This window comes from Streptomyces sp. NPDC002787 (assembly GCF_053592095.1).
Genome location: NZ_JBSFVC010000019.1, coordinates 143,390 through 167,678, shown reverse-complemented (window position 1 = coordinate 167,678; position 24,289 = coordinate 143,390). Strand labels below are relative to the sequence as shown.

Sequence of the window (24,289 nt, the reverse complement as noted above, 5' to 3'; positions counted from 1 at the left end):
GCTCTTTGACAACTCAACAGCGAGTGACCGCGCGGTGACACGTGCGTGATGCGCGGCCCCGGTACGCCCCTGAGGCGCCGGGGCCGTGTCGCTCGTCCGGGGGGTTCACCATCCGGTTTCCGTCGAGGGCTGGCCGTGCGGCAAGATGGGTGGTACTGCCCACTGCCAGTTCTCAAGTTGCCGGACGGTTTCTCTTGGCTGAGTACATCTACACGATGCGCAAGACGCGCAAGGCGCACGGCGACAAGGTCATCCTTGACGACGTCACGCTGAGCTTCCTGCCCGGCGCGAAGATCGGTGTGGTCGGCCCGAACGGTGCCGGTAAGTCCACCGTCCTCAAGATCATGGCGGGCCTTGAGCAGCCCTCCAACGGTGACGCGTTCCTCTCGCCCGGCTACACCGTCGGCATGCTCCTGCAGGAGCCGCCGCTGGACGAGTCCAAGACGGTCCTGCAGAACGTGCAGGACGGCGCCGCCGAGATCATGGGCAAGCTCCACCGCTTCAACGAGGTCGCGGAGCTCATGGCGACCGACTACTCGGACGCGCTCATGGACGAGATGGGCAAGCTCCAGGAGGACCTTGACCACGCCAACGCGTGGGACCTGGACACCCAGCTCGAGCAGGCCATGGACGCCCTGGGCTGCCCGCCCGGCGACTGGCCCGTCACCAACCTGTCCGGTGGTGAGCGCCGCCGCGTCGCGCTCTGCAAGCTGCTGCTCGAAGCCCCCGACCTCCTGCTGCTCGACGAGCCCACCAACCACCTGGACGCCGAGTCCGTGCAGTGGCTGGAGCAGCACCTCGCGAAGTACCCCGGCACCGTTGTCGCCGTCACGCACGACCGGTACTTCCTCGACAACGTCGCGGGCTGGATCCTGGAGCTCGACCGCGGCCGCGCGATCGGCTACGAGGGCAACTACTCCACGTACCTCGAGACCAAGCAGACCCGTCTCAAGGTCGAGGGCCAGAAGGACGCCAAGCGCGCCAAGCGGCTCAAGGAAGAGCTGGAGTGGGTCCGCTCCAACGCCAAGGGCCGCCAGGCCAAGTCCAAGGCGCGTCTGGCCCGCTACGAGGAGATGGCGGCCGAGGCAGACAAGATGCGGAAGCTGGACTTCGAGGAGATCCAGATCCCGCCGGGCCCCCGTCTGGGCAATGTGGTTGTCGAGGTCAACAACCTCAGCAAGGCCTTCGGCGAGAAGGTCCTGATCGACGACCTCTCCTTCACGCTGCCGCGCAACGGCATCGTGGGCGTCATCGGCCCGAACGGCGCCGGCAAGACCACCCTGTTCAAGATGATCCAGGGACTGGAGGAGCCGGACTCCGGTTCGATCAAGGTCGGCGAGACCGTCAAGATCTCCTACGTCGACCAGAGCCGCGAGAACATCGACCCCAAGAAGACGCTGTGGGCCGTCGTCTCGGACGAGCTGGACTACATCAACGTCGGCCAGGTCGAGATGCCCTCGCGCGCCTACGTCTCCGCGTTCGGCTTCAAGGGCCCCGACCAGCAGAAGCCGGCCGGAGTGCTGTCCGGCGGTGAGCGCAACCGCCTCAACCTGGCGCTCACCCTCAAGCTGGGCGGCAACCTGCTGCTCCTCGACGAGCCGACCAACGACCTCGACGTCGAGACCCTGTCGTCGCTGGAGAACGCGCTCCTGGAGTTCCCGGGCTGCGCCGTGGTCGTCTCCCACGACCGCTGGTTCCTGGACCGTGTGGCGACGCACATCCTCGCCTACGAGGGCGAGTCCAAGTGGTTCTGGTTCGAGGGCAACTTCGAGTCGTACGAGAAGAACAAGATCGAGCGCCTCGGTGCGGACGCCGCCCGCCCGCACCGCGCCACCTACAAGAAGCTCACCCGGGGCTGATCGATCTTGCGGCACATCTACCGCTGCCCACTGCGCTGGGCGGACATGGACGCGTACGGCCACGTCAACAACGTGGTCTTCCTCCGCTACCTGGAGGAAGCCCGTATCGACTTCCTGTTCCGCCCGGACAAGGACTTCCAGCAGGGGTCCGTGGTGGCGCGCCATGAGATCGACTACAAGCGGCAGCTGGTCCACCGCCACCAGCCGGTGGACATCGAGCTGTGGGTCACGGACATAAGAGCGGCGTCGTTCACGATCACCTACGAGGTCAAGGACCCCGACCAGGTCTACGTCCGGGCCTCGACGGTGATAGTGCCGTTCGACTTCGCGACGCAGCGGCCCCGCCGCATCACCTCCGAGGAGCGCGAGTTCCTGGAGGAGTACAGGGATGACCAGGAGGAGGCCGTCGCCGCATGACGGTGCTCCACCTCGCCGACGAGGGGGAGGCGGCGGATCTCGCGGCCTTCCTCTCCCGGCTGCTCCACTACGACCGTGGGGCCGCGGTGCGCCTCCAGGCGGCCGGCACCGCACTGGCCGTCTTCGGCCGGCCACCGTCCTTCGAGGTGCTGGCGATCAGGACCGTACGCCTCGCCAAGCCGTACGAGAACGGCCTCGGCTTCACGCTCGACGTGACCGTGTCGGCCGGTGAACTCCTGGAGTCCATCGACGAGTCGGCGGGTACGGCCGTCGTCCCGGGCACGGTGACCGGGCCGCCGTGGGCCGGGGTGCTACCGCCGCGCGGTGGCTGGCGGCCGGAGGCGGGGCTGCCCGCGCCGGACGCGTTGCGGGCGATGGTCTCCGCGGCGGTGCGTGAGTTCCGGTCCCGAACCGAGGAATTGGCGCCCGAGCGGCGTACACGGGCCGAGCTCGACCGGATCGGGGGAGAGATCTGGTCCCGGGCGGTCGGGGACACACCTCTGCCGGTGCGGGCCGTGCACGCGGCCCAGTCGCTCGGCTTCCTCCGTCCCGCGCGGCGGGCCGGCATGTCCGACGAGGCGTCGCCGGCACTGTTCTCGTCGGGTGCGTGGCTGAGGCTGCGCACACCGTACGGGTCGATCGCCGTACGCAGGGCGGGCCTCGGGGCGTTGGACGTCAGCGTTCGCTGAGCGTGCGTCTGGGCCGCCCGGGACCGGGTCGTGGCCGGGCCCGAGTCGTGGGGGCCGTCGGGCAGCCCCGGCCGCTCAGCCCGGCGCGTTCACCATCGAGGCAGCCGCGTAGGTGAGGTAGTTCCAGAGGGTGTGCTCGTGTTCCTCGGAGAGGTCGAGCTCGTCCACGGCGTCGCGCATGTGCTTCAGCCAGGCGTCGTGGGCGGCGCGGTCGACGGTGAACGGGGCGTGGCGCATACGGAGCCGGGGGTGGCCACGGTTCTCGCTGTATGTGGTGGGGCCGCCCCAGTACTGGATCAGGAACAGGGTGAGGCGGTCCTCGGCCGGGCCCAGGTCCTCCTCCGGGTACATGGGCCGCAGGATCGGGTCCTCGGCGACCCCCTCGTAGAAACGGCGCACGAGGCGCCGGAAGGTCTCCTCGCCGCCGACCTGCTCGTAGAAGGTCTGCTCCTGAAGCGTGCCTCGCCGAATCTCTTTCACGTCCCCATGGTCTCAGACGCGAAGACGGAGGACTCAAGGCTTAGGACCATCCCGGAACCTGAGCACGGGACCGGTCGATTCCGGACCCGCCCGCCGTGGTGCTCGCCTCCGGAGGCGTCGGGCCGCACAGTGGAGGTATGGGCACGCACGCTGTGGACCACGACCTGGAACGCCTCGCCGCCGAGGCCCGGTCGGCGCTGGTGCGCGAGATCGAGGCGAGCGGGGCCTGGGACGCCGACCCGGAGTGGCGGAAGGCCTTCGAGAGCGTTCCCCGGCATCTCTTCGTCCCGTACTACTACGTGGGCGTCATGGGCGGCTTCGAACGGCTGTGGGGTGAGGAACGCGACCCCCGGCGACGTGAACGCTGGGTGCGGGGTGCCTACGCGGACGCGCCACTCGCCACGCGGGTGCGGGACGGGGAGCTGATCTCGTCCAGCAGCCAGCCCTCCCTGATGGCGAAGATGCTGGCCGAGCTGGAGGTGGAGGACGGCAACCGGGTGCTGGAGATCGGTGCCGGGACCGGTTACAACGCCGCGCTGCTCGCGTACCGGCTCGGCGACGAGCTCGTCACGACCGTCGACCTGGACGCCGACATCACCGAGGCGGCGCGCAGGCATCTGCACGCCGCCGGGTACCACCCGACCGTCGTCACCGGTGACGGGGCGCGCGGGGTGCCCGAGCGGGCGCCGTACGACCGCATCATCGCGACCTGCACGCTGCACTCGATCCCGCGCGCCTGGCTCGCCCAGTGCACGCCCGGCGCGCGCATTCTCACGCCGCTGGCCACGGGGCTGGTACGGCTGCGGGTCGAGGACGCTGAGCATGCCGAGGGGCGCTTCCTGCACACGTCCGCGTACTTCGTGCCGCTGCGCGGGGGCAGTGAGCCGGAGGCGGTGCATCCGCACCTGGGCGGGCTGCCGAACCGGGCCAGGGACCACGAGCTCTTCCGGTTCCTGCTGGCCCTCACGGCGGGCAGCCTGGACCCGCACGAGGCGCTCGCCCTGTGGCAGCGCGAGGACATGCCCTCCCGCGAGCGCTACGGCATCACGGTCCGCGGCGACCACGCCTGGGCCTGGCTGGACGACCCGGAGGGGCCGTACGCGTGGCCTCTTCCGTGACGGGCCGCCTCCTTCCGCGGTCCGTGAGACGACTCAGGGCCGACTGAAGGTGCTCAGTCGGCCCTGGACGTCCGCTGCTACAGGTGGGTCAGCCCCGGCGGATCGTGATCGTCGTCCACGCGCCCACGTGTACCCGGTCCCCGTCCTGGAGGGGGACCGGGACGAAGGGCTGGATGGGGTCCTCGGAGCCGTTGACCGTGGTTCCGTTGGTGGAGTTCTGGTCGACGACCGCCCAGCTGCCGTCGGGCTGCTGCACCAGTACGGCGTGCTGGTGGGAGACGCCCGGGTCCTCCGGTGGCACCGAGAGATCGATGTCGGGGGTGTCGCCGGTGGAGTGGCGGCGGCGGCCGATGGTGATCTGGTTGCCGGTGAGGGCGTGCTGCTGCTCGGGGGAGTACGCGGGCAGGTTCAGGCCCGCGGCCTCGGGGCCCGAGCGCTGCATCATCGCCATGAAGTAGTCGCGGTCCGGGCCGATGGTCGCGCTCCAGGTCGTCGGCGCCTGCGGGTACGACGGGCCGGGCGGGGCCTGGGTGGCACCGGGCTGCGGATAGCCGTAGCCACCGGGACGCCCACCCGCACCGCCGGGACCACCGGGACCGGCAGGTCCACCGGGACCACCGGGACCACCGGCTCCGCCGGGACCCGTCGACGGCGGGGAGATCACCCAGTCGTCGTCGCCACCGAAGGACGGACCCCCACCGGGGCCACCGGGACCCCCCTGGCCTCCAGGGCCGCCGGGCTGCGGTCGCCGTGTCTCCTGCGGGAAGGCGGGCGGTGCCGACGGCCCCGCCTGCTGGAACGCCTGGGGCGCCCCACCGGGACCCTGACCACCGGGACCATGACCCCCGGGGCCACCGGGACCACCGGGACCTCGTCCACCGGGACCGGGACCACCAGGTCCGCCAGGCCCACCGGAAAAGCCGGGTCCGCCAGGCCCACCGGGTCCGCCCGGCCCACCCGGCGTAGGCCCGGGCGGCGGCGGAACCGGTCGCGAGGGATCACCACCGAAGCCGGAAGGTCCGGGACGGGAAGGGTCACCGCCGAAGCCCGAGGGCCCGGGACGCGAGGGATCACCGCCGAAGCCCGACGGGCCGGGCCGCGAAGGATCTCCACCGAACGCGGACGGACCGGACGGACCGGGCTGACCCGGACCAGGCTGCCCGGGCTGACCCGAAGGCCCGCCACCGAAGCCGGAGGAACCCCCCGGCCCGGGCGGCCCACCGGGGCCGCCAGGCCCACCCGGACGACCGGGCCCACCGGGCCCACCAGGTCCGCCATGGTTGCCGGGGCCACCGGGGCCACCGGGGCCACCAGGCCCCGACGGTTCGCCGCCGAACGGTGGTCCCGGCGGGATCGGTTCGGCGGGACGGTTCACCTGTGAGGGGCGCGAGCTCTGGTAGTCGTACGCGTCACCGCCGCCGAAGGACGGCGGAGGCGGCTGCTGCTGGAAGCGCAGCGCCGGGTTCCCACCAGGGCCAGGACCGGGGCCGGGGCCGCCGGGGCCTCCCGGACCCGCGCCGGGCCCGGGCGCCTGGGGGCGCGGCGCGGCAGGCGTGTAGGTGGTCGCCGTGTTGGTCAGGAAGTTCCACCGGCACTCCTCGCAGAAGGGCGCGCCGCCCTCGCGGGGCGTGCGGCACTGCGGGCAGAGTTCCGGCTGGGCGGCGAGGTGGGGGCGTCCACCAGGACCCCCGGGGCCGCCGGGGCCCCCAGGACCCCCCGCGCCCGGAGGCGGCGGAGGCGAGCCGGGCGGCGGGTATCCGTAACCGGCGCCGGGGGGCGGCGGTGGAGGCGGCGGGGGTACGGCACCGGCCATACGGTGACCGCAGACCTCGCACCAGTCGTCGGAACCCGACTGGTGTCCGTTCGGGCAGGTCGGCATGTCGGCGCTTCCCCCTCTCCTTTCCGGCCTCTCGGCCGGGTCCTGTGGCCGCGACGGGCCGGTGTGGCCGGCTCTGTCCGGATCCCCGGTGGGGGAGCCAGGCTCATGTGCAGCGGTGTTTCCAAGTACTTCGTTTACTTCTTTACACGAACAGTCTTTGTCGACCGAGTCTCGAGAGTCATCTCGTCGGCCTCCGTGACCTTTGCCTTCAGTCGCACAGTACCTGTCGCCGCGTCGACCACGTCCACCACCTTCGCAAGCAGTTTCGCAGTATCCGCGTTCCCCGACGCACTCGCGAGCTGAACGGCCCGCCCCAGCTTGGCTGTTGCTCCGTCGAAATCGCCGGATTTACGGGCATCCAGGCCCTGCTGGATGACTTGTGCCAGTTCGGCCTGACCCGTGTAGTGCGCGACCTGGGGGTTGATCGACGTGGACGCGACCATGTCGTCGGTCCACACGGCCTTCACCAGACCCTGGGCTCCGAGGTTCTGCGCGGTGCCGTCGGGCTGCGGGATGACCAGGGAGACACGGGCGGCCAGCATCTCCTGGCCGAGGGACGCGGCCGGGACCTCGACGCACACGTGGTAGTCACGGGACTCGTCTCCCCACGAGCCGGTCGGATAGTCCCCGGCGCGCGGTCCGGCCTCGCTGCGGCGTTCGGTCAACTCCTCGACCGTGGGCGCGACTTGCTTCACGAACTTGATGCGCGTGCCGACCGGGGTCCACAGCCTGAGGGCGACGTCCGCGACCTCCTTGCCCATGGCCGCCTCCATCATCTGTGTGAAGTCGGCGGACAGGGCGGCCGGGTCGGCGACGATGTCGGCGGTGCCGAGCAGCGCGGAGGCGATCTGGGTGACCTCCTTGACCTCCCAGTCGGTCCCGACTCCACGCGCGTCACAGGTGAACCTTCCGGCACAGGCGTCCAACGCGGCCTTCAGGTCCTGCGGCGACTCGTGCTCGTTGCGGCCGTCGGTGAGCAGGATGCCGTGGCGTATGGCGACGTCCGCCGAGGCGAGCAGCCGGTCGGCGAGCTTCAGCCAGGTACCGATGGCGGTGCCGCCGCCCGCGCTGAGCCTGCGCAGCGCCTGCTTGGCCTGGTCCCGGGTGGCGGAGTCGGCGACCGCGAGCCGGCCGCCGCCGGGGTAGACCTCCCGGGCCACATGGGTGCCGTCGATCACCGCGAAGTGGACGCCGTCACGCAGGGTGTCGATCGCGGCGGCCGTGGCGTCCCGGGCGTTGCGCATCTTGGTCGGCGGGTAGTCCATCGACCCCGAGCAGTCGACCATGATCGCCACGGCGGCGGACGGGCCCTGGCCGGGCGAGTAGAGGTGCGGCGCGGCGACCGCGCTGCCGATGGTGCCGCCGCCGGTCGCGCTGACCGTCACGATGGCGTTGACCTCGCGGCCGCCTTCGGGCAGGTACTCGTTCTGGTACACCTCGACCGAGAACTGCGGCACGTTCGACTTCGAGAAATTGGCCATGCCTACTCAGATCCCCCTACCGGCCCCACAGCGCGTGGGGTGATGACTGTGCGTGCCCGTACCCGGACCGGTCCCCTCCGGTCCGTCGGCCGTTCCCGTCCGGCCGTCGCGGCGCCCGCGGACACCCCGCCCGCGCGCACCCTCAGGCCGATCCTGCCCCCTGAGGAGGGGCCGGGAACGGCAGGACCGCCACTGTTACGTTGTCGTGGCCACCTCCGTCGAGCGCGCGGCCGACCAGGACCTGCGCGCAGCGCAGCGGTCGCTCGGCCGCGTCCAGGGGCACGGCCTCGGCCATCTCCTCGGCGGCCTCCGCGTAGTTCCACAGTCCGTCGGTGCACACCACCACTACACCCGGCCGGTCCGGTTTGAAGGAAGCGGTGTGCGGCTCCAGTTCGTAGGCGTCCGCGCCGAGCCAGCCGGTGATCGCGTGGGCGCGTTCGTCGGCGTACGCCTCGGCCTCGTTCATCAGTCCCGCGGCGACCATCTGTGCCGCCCACGAGTCGTCCTCGGTGAGCCGGGCGGGGGGCGCGCTGCGGTCCACCGGCACCCAGTAGGCGCGACTGTCGCCGACCCAGCCGACGACGAGCAGGCTCGGGGTGACGACGGAGCCGACGATGGTGCATGCCGGCGCGTTCTGGTGCGGGGCGTGCTCCTGGGCCGTCTCCGGCTCCTCGGCGAGGGCGTTGACGGCGTTGGAGGCCGCGATGATCGCGTCGTGCATCGCCTGCTGCGGGTGGGTGCCGCGCGGCAGCGAGTCCAGGAGCGTCTCGCCCGCGGAGCGGGCGGCGGCGAGCGAGGCGTCGTCGGGGCGGGTCGCGGAGGACACGCCGTCGCAGACGATCGCGACGACCGCGGGGGAGCCGTCGGGCAGCGCGGTCGAGGAGATCGCGAACGCGTCCTCGTTGCGGTGGTGGCGCAGGCCCCGGTCGCTGACCGCGGCGACCGCGCCCAACTCCAGTTCCATGTGGTCGCGTTCGCGTGGCTGGGCGTGCCCGCAGTTCTCGCAGTAGCCGTCCCGGTCGACATGGCCCGAGCGGCAGGCCACGCACACCTTCGTGCCGGCCGGCGGTGTGGCCAGGTCGGCGGTGCGCGGGTCCGGCGGCTGGGGCGCGGCCAGCGGGTACTCGTCGGGCTCGCGGGCCCGGTCGAACCGTACGCCCCGCCCCGGACCGGGCAGTTCGCCGCCGCCCGAGTCGGTGCCTTGGATGTCGGTGGGGCGGACCACGGGCGCGGGCGTGTCGGAACTGGGCTCGGAGGCGAGCGGCCAGGCCACGGACGCGGCCTCGGCGGGCGCCTCGCCCGCCGTCCCGTTCATGGTGATGGTCGGCTGGTCCTCCGGCGGCGCGGGCACCGCCGAGAGGTCATGGCCGCACGCACCGCAGAAGCGGTCGTCCGAAGCGAGGGGCCACTCGCAGATCGGGCACTTCGTCAGCGCGGTCGGCTGGGGCATCTGCGACATGAACTACACCCACGTCCGGGGGCGGTAACGGTTGGCACGTTCCACCAGGTCGATCCTCTCCTCGCCGCCTTGAGCGAGCCGGGCCAGTGTGCGGTACGACCGCTCCAGTCCGAAGCGGAGGCCACGCTCGTCCAGCACGCTGCCGAGCAGCCTCCGCTCGCCGGCCGGGGGCGCGGCACCCTGGCTACCGGAGAGTACCCAGTCCAGGGCGCAGCCGAGGACCTCTGTGGACAACTGCTCGCGGCGCACCGCGTCCAGACCGTACCCGTCGAGCGCCTCGACCTGCCCGGCGGCGGCGGTCAGATCGTCCAGGAACGGCGCGTCCGGCGCGGCCCCTGACGGCACAGCCCCTGGGGACGCGGCTTCGGACGGCGCGGCTCCGCGCGGCGCGGTCGCGGAACCGGCCATCGCCTCCGTACGGTGTCTGAGCCGCGCCCGTACGGCGGCGACCCGGGCGGCGGTGTAGTGGATCGACGCCTCCGGCACGGACTCCAGGGTCTGGACGGCGTTCTGCCGGTCCCCGGCGGTCAGCCGCACCCGGGCGAGCCCGAACGCGGCGCTGACGAAGCTGGGGTCGGTCGTCCACACCAGCCGGTAGTACTCGGCGGCGTTGTCCAGCTGCCCCAGCACCTCGGCGCACAGGCCGAGGGCCAGCTTGGGGGCCGGCTCGCCCGGGAAGGCGTCGTAGATCGCGTCGAAGGACAGCGCCGCGTTCTCGTGGTCGCCGGTGGCGAGCGCGGCCACGCCCCGGTACCAGACCACCCGCCAGTCGTCCGGGTGGTCCCGCTCCAGGGCGTCCAGGGTGGCCAGTGCGATGGTGAACTCGCCCATTTCCAGACGGGCCCGCAGCTCCCGCAGCCGCAGCTCCAGCGAGCCGCTGGGGGCCGCGTGCAGGGCCATGATCAGCTCGGCGGGCGCGGAGGCGAGGAGCCCCGCCAGGAACCCGGCGTTCGGGTCGCCGGGGTCCACATGCGGGACGGGCAGCGCGAGGGCCGCGGCGGCGGTGTCCAGCTCCTTGGTGAGCCTCGCGGGGGAGGACACGGCCGCGCCGGCGGTCAGCGGCACGGGCGTACCGGAAGGCGAACCTCCGTTCCCCGCGGCCGCCTTGCCCCGTCGCAGTCCCTTCCCCAACGGCACCACCCGCGTCCCCAGCCGGGACACATCCCCGTCCAGCTCCGCGAACAACTCCGTGTCCGTGACCCGCAGTTCGGGCCCGAAGATCGTCGACAGGGCGGGCCGCGCCCGGCCCGTCTGCAGCGAGACGACTTCCCGCAGCACACCGGTCAGCTGCTCCGACATCTCCTGTGCGGAGGCGAACCTGCGGGCCGGGTCGGGGTCGGTGGCACGCACCAGCAGGCGGTAGAACGACTCGTACTGGCGGAAGACCTCGATGTTGTCGGGGTCGGGCAGGGAGTCCACGAAGACGTTCGTGTAGCCCTGGAAGTCGAAGGTGAGGACCGCGAGCGTACGGGCGACCGTGTACAGGTCGGAGGCCACCGACGGGCCCACGTCGGCGACTTCGGGCGCCTGGTAGCCGACCGTGCCGTAGATGGCCGACTCGTCGTCGTCCATCCTGCGCACCGCGCCCATGTCGATCAGCTTCAGCTGGTCCTCGGTCTGGATCGCGTTGTCGACCTTGAAGTCGCAGTACAGCAGGTTGCGGCTGTGGAGGTGACCGAGCGCCTCCAGGGCCTCGATGCCGTACGCGCACGCCTGCTCGACCGGCAGCGGGTCCCGGCGGCCGTCCGCCGTGCGGCGGCCGTTGGCGATCTCCTTCAGCGACTTGCCGCCGACGTACTCCATGACTATGTACCCGTCCAGCGAACCGGTGCGCTGGTCGAGGTGCTCGACGAAGTTGTAGATGCGGACGATGTTGGAGTGCTCGATCTCGGCGAGGAAGCGGCGCTCGGAGATCGCGGCGGCCATCGCGTCCTGGTCGCCGGTGTCGAGAAGGCCCTTCAGCACGACCCAGCGGTCCGAGACCGCCCGGTCTATGGCCAGGTAGATCCAGCCCAGGCCGCCGTGCGCGAGACAGCCCACGACCTCGTACTGGCCGCGCACGATGTCGCCGGAGTGCAGCTTGGGCACGAACGAGTACGGGTGGCCGCACTTGGTGCAGAAGCCCTCTGTACGCCCCGGCCGTTCACCGCGCGCCCGCCCGACCGGCGCACCGCAGTCGGAACGCGAGCAGAACCGCTTCCGCTCGGGCACCTCGGCGGTCTCCAGCACCATCGAGCGCGGGTCCGGGCGCGGTACGTCCGGGACCTGGACGAGACCGACACCGAGCCGGGCCCGGCCCGAGGAGCCGGCGGTCTTGCCGGAGCTGCGCACCGACACCGAGCGGCCCGTCGACTTGCCCGACAGGGCGCGCGAGAGGCGGCCGGAGACCGAGCGCCGGGACTGCGAGGAGCGCCCGGACGTCCGTGAGGAGCGTGAACTGCTGGAACCGGAGCCGCGCGAGCCCTTGCCGCCGCCGGTGATACCGGTGGGCGGGGAGGCGACCATGCCGCTCGCCGAGACGACCGGTGCCAGACCACAGGTGTCGCAGTACAGCTCGCCGCCGCCGACGTCCTCGTACGATCCCGAGCAGCCGGGCCGTTGACACGACTGCTGCTGACCCTGCTCGCCCGCCTGACTCTCCTCCGTCTGACTCACGATTCCTCCTCCCTCCGGTCCTGCGGCACGCGCGGGGCGGGCACCGAGGTGCCCAGCAGTTCGGCCGCCGCCTGCTGGTAGCGCAGCACCGCCATCTCGGCGACGCGCAGGTCGCAGGGGGCGCTCCACAGCATGCGGCGCGCCGCGTCGTACCGCTCGACCAGCAGCGAGTCCTCCGCGAAGCCGTGCCGGGCGACCTTCGCCTTGTACGCGTCGAGCCGGCCGCGCAGCTCCGCGCGGACCGCCAGCGGCGCGGTGACCGCCGTCAACGACTCGCGGGCGCGCAGCAGTTCGTCGTCCGCCTTCTGCTCCAGGGACTCCAGGAGTGGGGACAGCCGGTGCCACTGCGCGTGTCTGCGGTACTCGGCCGCCATCGCCAACTGCTCCTGCAGCACCGTCGGCGGGCCGCTCACCACGGGCACCTCGGTCGCGGCGATCTTCGCCAGCACCTCACCGCGCGCGCTGCGCGCCTCGGCGAGCGTGCGGTCCGCGCGGCTGAGCACGTCCCGCAGCTTCACCAGCCGTGCCTCCGCGTCCTGCCGGACCGTCAGCACGGCGTCGATCTCCCGCCGTACGTCCTCCAGGGCGCGCGCCTCGCGGTCGTACGTCGAGGTGTCCGGGCGGCCACCGCCGGGCGCCGAACTGCCCGGCGCGGGCACCCAGAAGGCCAGCGGGTCGGAGACGACCTGCTCGCGGAGCCTGGTCAGGGTGCGGGTGATCCGCTCCAGGTCGTCGCCGGCCGGGTGCTCCCCGGGGCGTACGCCCACGGAGTGCGCGAGCTGGCGGGTGCGCTGGAGCTCGGCGGCCAGTAAATCGATCCGGGCGGGCAGCGCGGACCACACCGCGTCGGCGGCCACGACCATGTCCAGCGAGGACGCGTACAGGTCGTTCATCCGGTCCACGAGGGTGACCAGCGAGAACTGCTCGCTGAGCCGGCCCGCGCTCTGCAGCGTCGGCGCGTTCGCCATCGCCGTGGTGCTGCCGGCGACCGTGACGGCCTCGCCGCGCAGCAGCTCGGTCAGCTCCACCAGGTCCTCACGGCTGGACCAGCGGCGCCGCGAACGGATCTCCCGGGCGGAGCGCAGCGCGTCCGAGTACGCGTCGAAGTACGCCCACAGCAGCGTGATCGACGCCTCGGCGGCGGTCCAGCGCTCCTTGGTGACGCCGGTCAGCTCGGCGCCTTCGAGCAGCCTGCGGCCCGCGTGGTCCTGCAGGGCGAGCAGCGAGGTCTCGATGGCCTCGTGCTCCGCGCCGAGCCGCGCGAGCGCACGGTCCACCTCGTCCCGGTCCATCACCGGCCCGGTGGATCCCGCCACGCCCATCGATCACCTCTCGCTGCTGTCGGTGTCCGTCAGTTGAATGCGGTCCGTCTACGTCAGTCGCTGTACTGCTGGGGGGAAGGCGGCCGGGACGGCGTCGAGTTTTCGCCGAGTGTCCCGGAGAGCCAGGTGTCGTACGAGTCCTGCCAGCCGTCCTTGAGGTAGTCCACCAGCACCTGATTGACCCGGCGTACCAGATCCTTCGCCTCCAGGTTCATCGCCACGCCGTAGTACTCGGTGGTGAACGGCTCGCCCTTCAGACCGACCGTCGGATCCTGCGCCGCCTGGCTCGCGGCGAGCGCCCCGTCGGTGACCACCGCGTCGACCTCGCCGAGCTGGAGCCTTACCAGGCAGTCGAGTTGGTTGGGGACCGTCAGCGATATGTCGGCGGAGGCGGGCAGCTTGCCCGAGGTCTTGCCGGCCTCGAGGGTGGACAAGGCGGTGGAAGTGGCGGCCGTACAGATCTTCTTGCCCGCCAGCGTCTTGTCATAGCCCTCGATCGTCGAGGACTTGGGGGCCAGAACCTGCTGACCGGTTCTGAAGTACGGCTGCGAGAAGGCGACTTCGGTCAAGCGGTCGCAGCTGATCGTCATGGTACGGACCACCATGTCGACCTCTTTGTTCTGCAGCGCGGGGATGCGCTGGCTGGTGGGAATCGCCCTGAAGCGCACCTTGTTCGGGTCGCCGAGTATCTCCTCGGCGATGCGGTGCACGATGTCGATGTCGAAGCCCTCCAGCACGGCCTCGTCCTTCGTGCTGTTCGGGTCGCGGTAGCCCCAGCGGTAGCTGTTCTGGTCGACGCCGACCGTGATCACGTCGTTCTTCTTGATCCGCTCGATCGTCTCGCCGGACTCGTCCGAGGAGGGCCGCAGGCTCCGCTTCTCGGGGTCGGCCTTCTCCTTGCAGTCGTCCGCCCGCGCCTGCGTGCCCCGGGCGACCCCCTGGCCGCCGGTGCCCGGGGCGCCGTCGCCGCGTGTCCCGCTCACCGGCAGTACCAGGGCGAAGACCAGGGTCAGGGCGCAGAGGACCGCCATCGCGCCCACGCCGCCCCAGCCCCGCAGGCCGGCCCGCAGGCGTCGTACCGCGTTCATCGCTCCCCCTTCCACCGTGCCTCCTCCCGCCGCCGTCACCGGTACTCCGAAAGCCTGCGCCCGATGCCCAGCACCGCGCCCGCCGCGCCCAGCACGGCCAGGACCGCGGCGCCCACCGGGAGCCCGGACATCGCGTCGCGGCCGTCCTGGGCCGCCAGCTCGAACTCTTTCGCCTCGTACGTGCTGGCGATGCCCAGGTTCTCGTCGACCTCGTCGAAGCACTCGCCGGTCGGCTTGTCGCCGTCCGGGCAGTCGGTCGTCGACCTGCCGCCGATCACTTGGTCGAGAGCGCACTGGTAGTCGCCCTTGTCGTCGGCGGCGCGGGCCTTGCCGTGCCGCTCCAGCCACTCCTCCATGCCGGCGCCGGCGGCCTCCACGGGCTTCTTGCCGCTGTCGTCGTCGGCGAGTCGCTCGGCGGCGGCCAACTGCTCCTTGAGCTTGGCCATCTCGAGCGTGAAGGTGTGGTCGAACTCGTCCACGGCCGTGTCCTCGCCGTCGACCTTGATCGTGGTGGTCTGCGCGCCCCGGCTGATCAGCGTCAGGTTCTCGTTGCCGCGGGCGGTGAGGGAGGCGATACGGGCGTCGTTGAGGACGGTCAGCGACCGCACGCCGTGTTCGTAGGAGTCGTTCAGGCCCGCGCGGGCGAGGGTGTGACCGCCTGCCAGCCACAGCAGGACGACGGTGGAGGCGGCCGTCGCCGCGACCAGGCCGTGGTTCAACACCCGGTTGGTGCGCTGGTAGTTGCGGCGCTGGGCCCAGACCAGGCCGCCGATGGCGAGGGCCCCGAGGCCGAGCGCGGCCCACGGATACGACGTGGCGTCCGCGTAGTCGTCGCGGAGCCGCTCGTTCTCGTTGTCGTAGATGCTCCGCGCCTCTTTGAGCATGTTCTGCATCTTGTCGTTCGCGTAGCGCAGGTAGGCGCCGCCCAGCGGGTAGCCCAGCCGGTTGTTGGAGCGGGCCCGCTCCACCAGGCCCTTGTACTCGGGCAGCAGGGCGTTCAGTCTGGCGATGCGTTCCTCGGAGTCGGAGCCGGACTCCGACGCGGTCGCGGCGAGGGCCAGCTGCTTCGCGGCCTCCCGCATCTCACGCTCGTAGTCCTCGCGCGACTCCTCGGTCTCCTGCCCGCCCGCGAGGAATCCGCTGGAGGCCGCCGTGTTGGCGGCGGCCAGGGAACTGTAGATCTCCGCCGCGGCCGAGCTGAGGGGCTGGCTGCCGTGCAGCACGTCGTCGGCGGCGGCCGAGCGGTCGGTCATCTGCCAGGCGGCGACGGAGCCGAACGCGACGACCAGGAGGGCGAGGACGGCGCCGATGATGCGCAGCCGGCCCGGCTCGGTCGTCGCCGCCGCGCGCAACTGGTCGAGACCCTCCGCGAACGCGGTCCGGCGGGGCGGGCCGCCGTCCGGGGCCGGGGGCGGCATGGGGAGCCGGGACGCGCGCGCGGCCTGCGGCGGCACGGCCGGGCCCGGGCTCGCGGGCGGTGCCGTCGGTGCCGCGCTGCCCTTCGGCGTGTATGTCACCTGACCTCCCCCTGGTCATCCGTCCGTCACTTCCGTCCGCTCGCACGGACAGAGGTGCACGGCCGCAAGTATCGCCGTCGGGACTGACATCGCACAGGCCTTGACTCGATCTTGTTCCCCGATCGTGTCCGTATGTGCGGTGCCCGTCGAATTCCGGCGCAGCACAAGGCTTCCCGCACCACCCCCTGCCCATGAATACGCGCTCCGGTCGGGTTCGGTTCCCTGGGGGTTCGAACGCGTTCGGGGGGAGATTCGAGGGTGGCGCGGGCCGCCGGTCACCCTCCTTCGTAATGCGCCCGCACGCGCGCGTGCACGGCCGCGGGCGCGCCCACGTGGTCGAGCCCGAGCAGCGCCGCGCCCAGCACCGGGGCGGCCGTGACGACCCGGGGGACGGCCTTGGGCGCGGCGGCCGCCAGGGACTCGCGGATCCGGGCGTCGAGGAGGGGATGCCGGGCGGCGAGGACACCGCCGCCGAGGAGGACGGGGGTCTCCTCCCCGAGCAGGTCCAGACGGGTCAGGGCCACCGTCGCCATGGCCACCACCTCCTCGGCCATGCGGTCCACCAGCGCGCGGGCCACCTCGTCGCCCGCCGTCGCCGTGGCGAAGAGGACCGGGGTGAGTTCATGGCGGCGGACGGCCGGGACGTGCTCCAGGTGCAGGGCCTCGATCAGCGCGTACATGGAGTCCAGGCCGAAGTGCGCGGGCAGCGCGTCGGCGAGGGCCGTGGGGCCGCCCCGGCCGTCCTCCGCGCGGGCCGCGTGCCACATCGCCTCCTCGGCGAGGCCCCAACCGCCGCCCCAGTCACCGGAGATGCGTCCGAGCGCCGGGAAACGGGCGGTACGGCCGTCGGGGCGCATGCCGACGCAGTTGACGCCCGCACCGCACACGACGGCCACGCCCCTTGGCTCGGCCACGCCCGCCCGCAGGATGGCGAAGGTGTCGTTGCGGACCTCGACGGTCGTGCCCCACGCGCGCGTGCGCAACTCGGCCGCCAGCCGCTCCTCCTCCACGGGGAAGTCGGCGTTGGCGAGACACGCCGAGACATGGTCGACCGAGCCGACCCCGCCCCCGACCCCGGCCCCGGCCTCGGCGAAGGCCCGCCGCACGACCTCCGCGAGGCCGTCGACGGCCGCCGTCACGCCCACGGTCGGCGGCTGGAACCCGCCGCCGCGCGCCGCGCCCAGCACCTCCCCGTCCGGCGCGATCACGGCGACGTCGGTCTTGCTGTTGCCCGCGTCGACGGCGAGCACGCTCCCGCGCCCGCCGTCACGCCCGCGCACACCCGCGTCCGGCTCCGCGCACCCGCCGTCACGCCCGCGCACGCCTCTGTCCGAACCCGCGCGCCCGCCGTCACGCCCACCGTCGCTCACGCCCACGCGAGGTGCTCCCGATTGTGTGCGATCAGCCGGTCGGTGAGGGTCTCGGCGTACTCGTACTGCCCGATCAGGGGATGGGCGAGGAGCGCCCGGAACACACGGTCCCGGCCGCCGCGCAGGGCAGCGTCGAGGGCCAGGTCCTCGTACGCGGTCACGTTCGCCATCAGGCCCGCGTACAGCGGGTCCACGGTCGGCACCGGCAGCGGTGCCGCGCCCCGCCCGGTCACGGCGGCCTGCACCTCGATGACCGCGTCGTCGGGCAGGAAGGGCAGCGTGCCGTGGTTGAAGGTGTTCACCACCTGGTACGGGCTTCCCCCGTCGCCCAGCAGCGACGCGGCCAGGTCGACGGCCGCCTCCGAGTAGAAGGCCCCGCCGCGCCTGGCGAGCAGCGCGGGCTTCTCGTCGAGCGCCGGGTCGGCGTACATCTCCAGCAACCGCCGTTCCATGGCGGCCACTTCGGCGGCCCGGGACGGCTTCGTCCGCAGCTCCCGTACGACCTCGTCGTGGGCGTAGTAGTAGCGGAGGTAGTAGGAGGGGACCACGCCGAGGCGGTCCAGGACGGGGCGGGGCAGGCGCAGGTCGGTGGCGATGGTCTCGCCGTGGGCGGCCAGCAGCTTCGGCAGGACGTCCTCGCCGGAGGGGCCGCCGAGGCGGACGCTGGTCTCCCAGGTGAGGTGGTTGAGGCCCACGTGGTCGAGGTGCACCTCGGCCGGGGCCACGCCCAGATGCGCGGCGAACTTCCGTTGCAGGCCGATGGCCACGTTGCACAGTCCGACCGCCTTGTGGCCGGCCCGCAGCAGGGCCCGGGTCACGATCCCCACCGGGTTGGTGAAGTCGATGATCCAGGCGTCCGGGTTGGTCCGGCGGATCCGTTCGGCGATGTCCAGGACGACCGGGACCGTGCGCAGCGCCTTCGCCAGGCCGCCCGCGCCGGTCGTCTCCTGCCCGACGCAGCCGCACTCCAGCGGCCAGGTCTCGTCCTGCTCGCGGGCGGCCTGGCCGCCGATGCGGAGCTGGAGGAGGACGGCGTCGGCGCCCTCGACGCCCGCGTCCAGGTCGCCGGTGGTGACGATCCGCCCGGGGTGCCCCTGACGGGCGAAGATCCGGCGGGCCAGGCCACCGACCAGCTCCAGCCGGTCGGCGGCCGGGTCGACGAGCACCAGCTCCTCGATCGGCAGCGTGTCCCTGAGCCGGGCGAACCCGTCGACGAGTTCGGGTGTGTAGGTCGAGCCTCCGCCGACCACAGTGAGCTTCATACGTGGATCAACCCTTTACTCCGGTCAGGGTGACGCCCTCGACGAACGCCTTCTGGGCGAAGAAGAACACGAGGATCACGGGGGCCATGACCAGCACGGTCGCGGCCATGGTCAGGTTCCAGTCGGTGTGGTGCGCGCCCTTGAAGGACTCCAGGCCGTAACTCAGTGTCCAGGCCGCGGGGTTCTCGGAGGCGTAGATCTGTGGGCCGAAGTAGTCGTTCCAGGCGTAGAAGAACTGGAAGAGGGCGACGGCCGCGATGCCCGGCTTCGCCATCGGCAGGACGACCCGCAGCAGGGTGCGCAGTTCGCCGCAGCCGTCGACCCGGGCCGCGTCCAGGTACTCGTTCGGGATGGTCGTCAGGAACTGACGGAGGAGGAAGATCGAGAACGCGTCCCCGAACGCCATCGGGATGATCAGCGGCCACAGCGAGCCGGACAGGTCCAGCTGCTTGGCCCAGAACAGGTACATCGGGATCACGACGACCTGCGGCGGCAGCATCATCATCGAGATGACCAGCATCAGCGCCAGATTGCGGCCCCGGAAGCGGAACTTGGCGAGCGCGTACGCCACCGGGATCGACGACACGACGGTGAGGACGGTGCCGAGGCCCGCGTAGATCAGGGTGTTCTTCCACCAGGTGAGGAAGCCGGGGGTGTCCAGGACCTGCCGGTAGTTGCTCCACTGCCAGGTGTCCGGGACCAGATCGCGGGTGAGCGCCTGCTGGTCGCTCATCAGCGAGGTCAGGACGACGAACACGAAGGGCAGGGTGAAGAAGAGCGCGGCGGCGACGCCGAGCGAGTGGACGGCGATCCACTCCAGGAGCGCGCGTCGGCGGGCGGTGCGTCCACTCGCCGACGGCGTGTCCACGAGTACGGGCTTGTCGAGTACTTGGGTCATCAGTCACCCGCTCCGATCAGTCCGCCCCGGCGCCGCATCAGCAGCGCGGTGAACACCATCGACAGGGCGAACAGCACGAGGGCGACCGCACAGGCGGAGCCGTAGTCGAAGCGCTGGAAGCCGAGGTTGTAGACGAGCTGGGGCAGGGTCAGGGTCGACTTGTCCGGATAGCCCGGCTCGAACTGCTGGCCGGAGCCGCCGATGATGCCGGAGGCGACCTTCCCGGCCACCAGCGGCTGCGTGTAGTACTGCATCGTCTGGATCACCCCCGTGACCACGGCGAACATCACGATCGGCGAGATGCTCGGCAGCGTCACGAACCGGAACCGCTGCCACGCCGACGCCCCGTCCAGCTCGGCCGCCTCGTACTGCTCCTTCGGTACGTCGAGCAGCGCGGCCATGAAGATGACCATCAGGTCGCCCACACCCCACAGCGCGAGCGCGGTGAGCGCCGGCTTGGACCAGGCGGGGTCGGTGAACCAGCCGGGCGTCGGCAGACCCAGCCCGTCGAGGACCGAGTTGACGGGCCCGGTACCGGGGTTGAGGAGGAAGACGAAGGCCAGCGTCGCGGCGACCGGCGGGGCCAGATAGGGCAGGTAGAAGAGGGTGCGGAAGACGCCCGTACCCGTCTTGATCTTCGTGATCAGCAGACCGACACCGAGCCCGAACACCACCCGGCAGGTCACCATCACGAGCACCAGCCACAGGGTGTTGCGCAGGGCCGGCCAGAACATCGGGTAGTCGTTGAAGACGTAGGACCAGTTGCCCAGGCCACGGAAGACCGGCGTACCGAAGCCGTCGTACTTCATCAGCGAGAAGTACACGGTGGACACCAGCGGATAGGCGAAGAAGACGCCGAACCCGATCAGCCAGGGTGACAGGAAGGCCGCCGTCCGAAGCGCCGACCGGCGGCGCTTCGAACGGAGCGTGTGCGTGGACGCGAGGGACACACGCGGGGAGTGCGAGGACATAGGACGGATCCCGTTTCCCGTACCGCTACTTCGCCTGCGCGATGTCGGTGTCGATCTGCTTCGCCGTCTTCTCCAGGCCCTTCCGCAGGTCCGTCACCTTGCCGGACTCGTACTGGTAGCCGAAGTCCTGGAGCGTCGTCTGGTAGGTCGAGCCGTTGACGGATGCCGGCGGGGTGTTCGAGTGCGGGTTCTGGGCGATGTCCAGGAAGGTCTGGAAGCCCTCGTCCACCTTCAGGTCGGGCGACTTCAGGGCCGCGAACGTGGACGGCACGTTGTGGATGGCGTTGGCGAAGGAGACGACGGCCTCGGTGTCGGTCGTCAGGTACCTCACCAGCTCCCAGGCCGCGTTCTGCTTCTCGCTCTGCGGGGCGATACCGATGATCGTGCCGGAGAGGAAGCCCTTGCCGTACTCGTCCACCTCGTCGTCGGCCACGGGCATCGGAGCCGTACCGATCTCGAAGTCGGTCCCGGCGGCCTCGGCCATTCCGAGCCGCCACTCGCCGTCCAGCTGCATGGCCACCTGACCGGTCTGGAACGGGTGCTTGGCCCCCCACTCGTCACCGAAGGTGTTGCGGTACTTCTCCAGCTTCTCGAAGCCGCCGAGCGAGTCCACCAGGCTCTTCTGGTAAGTGAACATCTCCGCGAACGCCGGGTCCTTGGCGATGTTCGACTTGCCGTCCGCGTCGAAGTACGCGTGGTCCCACTGCGACATGTAGTGGTCCACGACCGTCTCGTAGCCGTGGTAGTTCGGCATGAACCCGAGCTGCGAGTAACTGTCGCCCTCCGTCTTGGTCAGCTTCTTCGCGACCTCGGCGAACTCCGACCACGTCTTCGGCGGCGACTTGATGCCCGCCTTCTCGAACGCGTCCTTGTTGTAGTAGAGCCCGTACGCGTCACCCAGCAGCGGCAGCGCACACCGGGTGCCCTCGAACTGCGTGTAGTCCAGCATCGGCTTCGGGATGGTCTTGTCGAGGTCGAGCTTCGACTTCTCGATGAAGGGCTTCAGGTCGAGGAAGGCCCCGGAGGAGCAGAACTTGCCGATGTTGGAGGTCGTGAACGACGACACGACGTCCGGTCCGTTCGAACCGCCCGCCCGCAGCGCCTGGTTGAGCTTGTCGTCGTTGATGTTCCCGACGACCTTCACCGTGATGTTCGGGTGCTTCTTCTCGAACCGGTCCACATTCGCCTGGATCGCCTTCACCTCACCGGGCGCACTCCACCCGTGCCAGAAGGTGATCGTCGTCTTGGCGTTCGGGTCGTCGGAGGCGGTGGACCCGGACTGCCCCGTACAGGCGGTGGCGAGGAGGGCGAGGGAGGCGGTGGCGGCGAGTGCGATCGCCGCGTTCTTGGATATTCCGGACATGGCGGGGTCTCCTGAGGGAGGGAAGGGGTGATCTGAGAGGAAGGGGGCGCGCCCGGTCGAGTCAGGGGCGCGGGGCTGTATCGATGTGCGGCTCCGCCGCGTGGGCGCGACCAGCCACGGGCGGCCCGCAGTTTTCACACGGCCTGTGCGGCGGCCGAATCAGCGGAGCGTCAACGTGTTGAAGACCTCGTCGCGGGTCGTCGCCAGCGCACTCTCCAACGCCCCGCGCAGCACAGGGTGTTCGAGTACGTCACCGAGAACCAGCCGCGGTCGGGAAGCGGCCAGCTCCCCCAGCTCGGTCTCCACGAGAAGCCGCAGCGGCTCCCCGCCGGAGATCAGCGCCGAGCCACTGAGAACGATCAGCTCGGGGTCGAGTACGGACACGAGTGAGGCCAATCCGGTCGCGACGCCGGTGGCGTACGTGGCCAGAAGTTGTCGGTGGGGACCGGAGCCGATGTCGGCGGCCCGGGCGACGAGCGCCGCCGCGACCTCGGCGTACGGCCCCTCCGGCACCGGAGAGATGCCCAACTCGCGGGCGAGCCGGGGAATGATCTGCGAACCGGCGAGTTCCTGGAAGCCGCCGCTGTTCGCCTTGGTGACATGGCGGACCAGCGGCACCCCGGGAACCGGCAGGAACCCGACCTCCCCGGCACCCCCGGTGAACCCCCGGTGCAGCCGGCCGCCCAGGACGACCGCCGCGCCGAGACCGCCCTCGTTCCACAGCAGGACGAAGTCGCCGTGGCCCTTGGCCGCGCCCAGCCGCTGTTCGGCGACGGCGGCGAGGTTCACGTCGTTCTCGTACTCCACCGGCATGGGCAGCGCGGCGGCGAGTTCGTCGAGGAGGGCGGGGGAGTGCCAGCCGGGCAGGTGCGAGGCGTACCGCAGCCGCCCGGTGTTGGGGTCGAACGCGCCGGGCGTGCCGATGACGAGGCGGCGTACGTCGGAGCGGACGAGCCCGGCGGCCTTGACCGCCCCGTCGAGGGCGGTGGTGACCTGCCGTACGACGGGTTCGGCGGGGCGTCGTCCAGGGGTGGGGACGGCGTATTCGCCGACCGTGCGGCCGGTGATGTCGGCGACGGCGGCCAGGACGCGCTCGGGGGTGACGTCGAGGCCGGCGGCGTAGGCGGCGGTCGGGTCGACCGCGTACAGCTGGGCGTTGGGGCCGGGTCGGCCCGCCCCCGAGCCGCTCTCGGTGGATCCGCCGGCGCCGGGCCCGTCCGCGCCGGTGCCCGTGGCGACCACGAGCCCGGCGGCTTCGAGCCGGGCCAGGAGCTGCGAGGCGGTCGGCTTGGACAGCCCCGTCAGCTTGCCGAGCCGCGTCCGGGAGAGCGGCCCGTGCTCCAGCAGCAGATCGAGCGCGGCGCGGTCGTTCATGGCGCGCAGCACACGAGGGGTTCCTGCCATGGACGCCACCTGCCCAACTGTTAGGAAAGTTTCCTGTCGGATGCCAGGAAGATAGGACTAGACCAGGTGGACGTCAATATCCGGCCACGAAAAAGCCCCCGGGCAACGGAGTCGTTACCTGGGGGCGGTGCCCGCAACGCGGGAGGTGGTGCTACTTCACGTCGACGTAGTCCGCCGCGGACGTCTTCGCCGCGGTGGTGGACGTACCGGCGAACGTGAAGCGGTACGAGCCGTCCTTCGACGCCTTCACGGTGGTGGACAGGGCCCCGCCCGTGCCCGAGGTCACCGTCTTCACGTCCGTGTAGGCGGTGGCGCCCTTGGCCTTGAACTGGAGGGTGACCTTCTGACCCTTGTAGCCCGCGTACTTGCCGGTGTTCCAGTCGGCGCGGGTGAGCGCGCCCTTGACGGTCAGGGTCCTGCCCTTGACGGCCGGCTCCGGCGTGGCGTTGACGGTGACCTGGGCGAGCCGCTGGAGCTTGGCGGTGCCGAGGTTGCCCCACAGGTCGACGCCCGTGTGCAAGCTGATGTGGTCGTCGGAGTCGTCGAAGTCGATCGCCGTCTCGCTGTAGAAGGCGGCCGCCTTCCACGTGGTGGCGTCCGCGGCCTCGAAGAGGTACTCCCGCGGGTCGACGGTGAGCTTCGTCGCGCAGGACTGGGTCACCGTGGTGTCGGTCGTCGCGGTCGTGGTGCAGGTGGGCTTCTTCAGGGAGCCGTCGATCATGTTGGCGGGGTCCGCGAGCTTCCCCCGGTAGAGGGCGACGCCCAGGAAGTTGTTCACGTAGTCGACCGTGAAGCCGGACGGCCGGGTGTAGCTGTACGTGACCGGGACGGTCACGGCGGCCTTGGTGCCGACCACGATCGGCTTGCCGTTGTTGACCGTGACGGCACCGAAGGCCAGGTCCGGCGAGTCGGCCAGCGCGGCGGGCGCGGCCAGGCCGGTGAGAGCCAGGGCACCGGACATCACGGCGCCTATGGCGAGCTTGCGCATAAGTCCCCACAATCGAAGCGGGCCCCTGGGCGTTGCGCTCCAGAACAAGGGCCCGCTGTTGAGGTGACA

The 24,289-nt window shown here is 71.3% G+C and carries 19 protein-coding genes; 4 read left to right on the top strand and 15 right to left on the bottom strand.

All coding sequences use genetic code 11. The features are described from left to right. Positions 1-194 precede the first annotated feature (194 nt). From ettA to ACWD26_RS26485, 3 genes are read left to right on the top strand one after another with little or no spacing between them, the layout of a single operon-like run. Entirely contained in the window at positions 195-1,859 is a 1,665-nt protein-coding gene (gene ettA / locus ACWD26_RS26495; RefSeq protein ID WP_451274170.1) for an energy-dependent translational throttle protein EttA, read from the top strand. A gap of 6 nt (positions 1,860-1,865) precedes the next feature. Further along, on the top strand, positions 1,866-2,276 hold the full coding sequence (locus tag ACWD26_RS26490; RefSeq protein WP_451274168.1) for an acyl-CoA thioesterase: 411 nt from the start codon (positions 1,866-1,868) through the stop codon (positions 2,274-2,276). Then, positions 2,273-2,965 (top strand): hypothetical protein, encoded by a 693-nt coding sequence (locus ACWD26_RS26485; RefSeq protein WP_451274166.1) that lies wholly within the window; start codon positions 2,273-2,275, stop codon positions 2,963-2,965. Before ACWD26_RS26490 ends, ACWD26_RS26485 begins: the two co-directional genes overlap by 4 nt. A 75-nt stretch (positions 2,966-3,040) precedes the next feature. On the opposite strand, the gene ACWD26_RS26480 is transcribed toward ACWD26_RS26485, so the two are convergent. Continuing rightward, the gene (locus tag ACWD26_RS26480) at positions 3,041-3,445 is read right to left on the bottom strand and encodes a globin (RefSeq protein WP_451274164.1); all 405 of its coding nucleotides are present in this window, start codon (positions 3,443-3,445) and stop codon (positions 3,041-3,043) included. A 137-nt stretch (positions 3,446-3,582) separates the two neighbouring features. Here ACWD26_RS26480 and ACWD26_RS26475 point away from each other — a divergent pair, with 137 nt between their 5' ends. Beyond that, positions 3,583-4,563: a methyltransferase domain-containing protein gene (locus ACWD26_RS26475; protein WP_451274162.1), complete on the top strand. Its 981-nt coding sequence runs from the start codon at positions 3,583-3,585 to the stop codon at positions 4,561-4,563. Positions 4,564-4,651: 88 nt separating this feature from the next. On the opposite strand, the gene ACWD26_RS26470 is transcribed toward ACWD26_RS26475, so the two are convergent. The 14 genes from ACWD26_RS26470 to ACWD26_RS26405 all read right to left on the bottom strand — a co-directional run bounded on the left by ACWD26_RS26470 (position 4,652) and on the right by ACWD26_RS26405 (position 24,220). After that, complete coding sequence (locus ACWD26_RS26470) at positions 4,652-6,442, bottom strand: FHA domain-containing protein (protein WP_451274160.1); 1,791 nt, start codon at positions 6,440-6,442, stop codon at positions 4,652-4,654. 134 nt (positions 6,443-6,576) lie between these two features. After that, complete coding sequence (locus tag ACWD26_RS26465) at positions 6,577-7,923, bottom strand: vWA domain-containing protein (RefSeq protein WP_451274158.1); 1,347 nt, start codon at positions 7,921-7,923, stop codon at positions 6,577-6,579. Positions 7,924-8,065: 142 nt separating this feature from the next. Then, the gene (locus ACWD26_RS26460) at positions 8,066-9,382 is read right to left on the bottom strand and encodes a PP2C family serine/threonine-protein phosphatase (protein ID WP_451274156.1); all 1,317 of its coding nucleotides are present in this window, start codon (positions 9,380-9,382) and stop codon (positions 8,066-8,068) included. Positions 9,383-9,385: 3 nt separating this feature from the next. Beyond that, complete coding sequence (locus tag ACWD26_RS26455) at positions 9,386-12,037, bottom strand: tetratricopeptide repeat protein (RefSeq protein ID WP_451274154.1); 2,652 nt, start codon at positions 12,035-12,037, stop codon at positions 9,386-9,388. Next, a complete protein-coding gene (locus ACWD26_RS26450) occupies positions 12,034-13,359 on the bottom strand; it encodes a hypothetical protein (RefSeq protein ID WP_451274152.1) in 1,326 nt (441 codons plus the stop codon). The genes ACWD26_RS26455 and ACWD26_RS26450 overlap by 4 nt, the downstream gene beginning before the upstream one ends. Before the next feature lie 53 nt (positions 13,360-13,412). Beyond that, positions 13,413-14,447, bottom strand: coding sequence for a glutamate ABC transporter substrate-binding protein (locus ACWD26_RS26445; protein WP_451274150.1), 1,035 nt, complete (start codon positions 14,445-14,447; stop codon positions 13,413-13,415). A gap of 35 nt (positions 14,448-14,482) precedes the next feature. Continuing rightward, the gene (locus ACWD26_RS26440) at positions 14,483-15,964 is read right to left on the bottom strand and encodes a hypothetical protein (RefSeq protein ID WP_451274148.1); all 1,482 of its coding nucleotides are present in this window, start codon (positions 15,962-15,964) and stop codon (positions 14,483-14,485) included. Between the two features lie 275 nt (positions 15,965-16,239). Then, complete coding sequence (locus ACWD26_RS26435) at positions 16,240-17,214, bottom strand: N-acetylglucosamine kinase (protein WP_451274225.1); 975 nt, start codon at positions 17,212-17,214, stop codon at positions 16,240-16,242. Between the two features lie 116 nt (positions 17,215-17,330). Further along, entirely contained in the window at positions 17,331-18,596 is a 1,266-nt protein-coding gene (locus ACWD26_RS26430; protein WP_451274146.1) for a 6-phospho-beta-glucosidase, read from the bottom strand. Positions 18,597-18,603: 7 nt separating this feature from the next. Next, a complete protein-coding gene (locus tag ACWD26_RS26425) occupies positions 18,604-19,494 on the bottom strand; it encodes a carbohydrate ABC transporter permease (RefSeq protein WP_451274144.1) in 891 nt (296 codons plus the stop codon). Next, positions 19,494-20,465: a carbohydrate ABC transporter permease gene (locus tag ACWD26_RS26420; RefSeq protein WP_451274142.1), complete on the bottom strand. Its 972-nt coding sequence runs from the start codon at positions 20,463-20,465 to the stop codon at positions 19,494-19,496. Before ACWD26_RS26420 ends, ACWD26_RS26425 begins: the two co-directional genes overlap by 1 nt. A gap of 25 nt (positions 20,466-20,490) precedes the next feature. Further along, complete coding sequence (locus ACWD26_RS26415) at positions 20,491-21,828, bottom strand: ABC transporter substrate-binding protein (protein ID WP_451274140.1); 1,338 nt, start codon at positions 21,826-21,828, stop codon at positions 20,491-20,493. 159 nt (positions 21,829-21,987) lie between these two features. Further along, on the bottom strand, positions 21,988-23,232 hold the full coding sequence (locus tag ACWD26_RS26410) for an ROK family transcriptional regulator (protein ID WP_451274138.1): 1,245 nt from the start codon (positions 23,230-23,232) through the stop codon (positions 21,988-21,990). A gap of 151 nt (positions 23,233-23,383) precedes the next feature. Continuing rightward, positions 23,384-24,220, bottom strand: a complete 837-nt coding sequence (locus ACWD26_RS26405) for a hypothetical protein (protein ID WP_451274136.1) — start codon at positions 24,218-24,220, stop codon at positions 23,384-23,386. Positions 24,221-24,289: the final 69 nt, after the last annotated feature.

Coding starts and splice junctions, on each gene's coding strand:
- ACWD26_RS26405 (WP_451274136.1), bottom strand. CDS start 24,220: ATGCGCAAGCTCGCCATAGGCGCCGTGATGTCCGGTGCCCTGGCTCTC.
- ACWD26_RS26425 (WP_451274144.1), bottom strand. CDS start 19,494: ATGACCCAAGTACTCGACAAGCCCGTACTCGTGGACACGCCGTCGGCG.
- ACWD26_RS26460 (WP_451274156.1), bottom strand. CDS start 9,382: ATGTCGCAGATGCCCCAGCCGACCGCGCTGACGAAGTGCCCGATCTGC.
- ACWD26_RS26445 (WP_451274150.1), bottom strand. CDS start 14,447: ATGAACGCGGTACGACGCCTGCGGGCCGGCCTGCGGGGCTGGGGCGGC.
- ACWD26_RS26410 (WP_451274138.1), bottom strand. CDS start 23,232: ATGGCAGGAACCCCTCGTGTGCTGCGCGCCATGAACGACCGCGCCGCG.
- ACWD26_RS26450 (WP_451274152.1), bottom strand. CDS start 13,359: ATGGGCGTGGCGGGATCCACCGGGCCGGTGATGGACCGGGACGAGGTG.
- ACWD26_RS26470 (WP_451274160.1), bottom strand. CDS start 6,442: ATGCCGACCTGCCCGAACGGACACCAGTCGGGTTCCGACGACTGGTGC.
- ACWD26_RS26430 (WP_451274146.1), bottom strand. CDS start 18,596: ATGAAGCTCACTGTGGTCGGCGGAGGCTCGACCTACACACCCGAACTC.
- ACWD26_RS26485 (WP_451274166.1), top strand. CDS start 2,273: ATGACGGTGCTCCACCTCGCCGACGAGGGGGAGGCGGCGGATCTCGCG.
- ACWD26_RS26465 (WP_451274158.1), bottom strand. CDS start 7,923: ATGGCCAATTTCTCGAAGTCGAACGTGCCGCAGTTCTCGGTCGAGGTG.
- ACWD26_RS26420 (WP_451274142.1), bottom strand. CDS start 20,465: ATGTCCTCGCACTCCCCGCGTGTGTCCCTCGCGTCCACGCACACGCTC.
- ACWD26_RS26475 (WP_451274162.1), top strand. CDS start 3,583: ATGGGCACGCACGCTGTGGACCACGACCTGGAACGCCTCGCCGCCGAG.
- ACWD26_RS26415 (WP_451274140.1), bottom strand. CDS start 21,828: ATGTCCGGAATATCCAAGAACGCGGCGATCGCACTCGCCGCCACCGCC.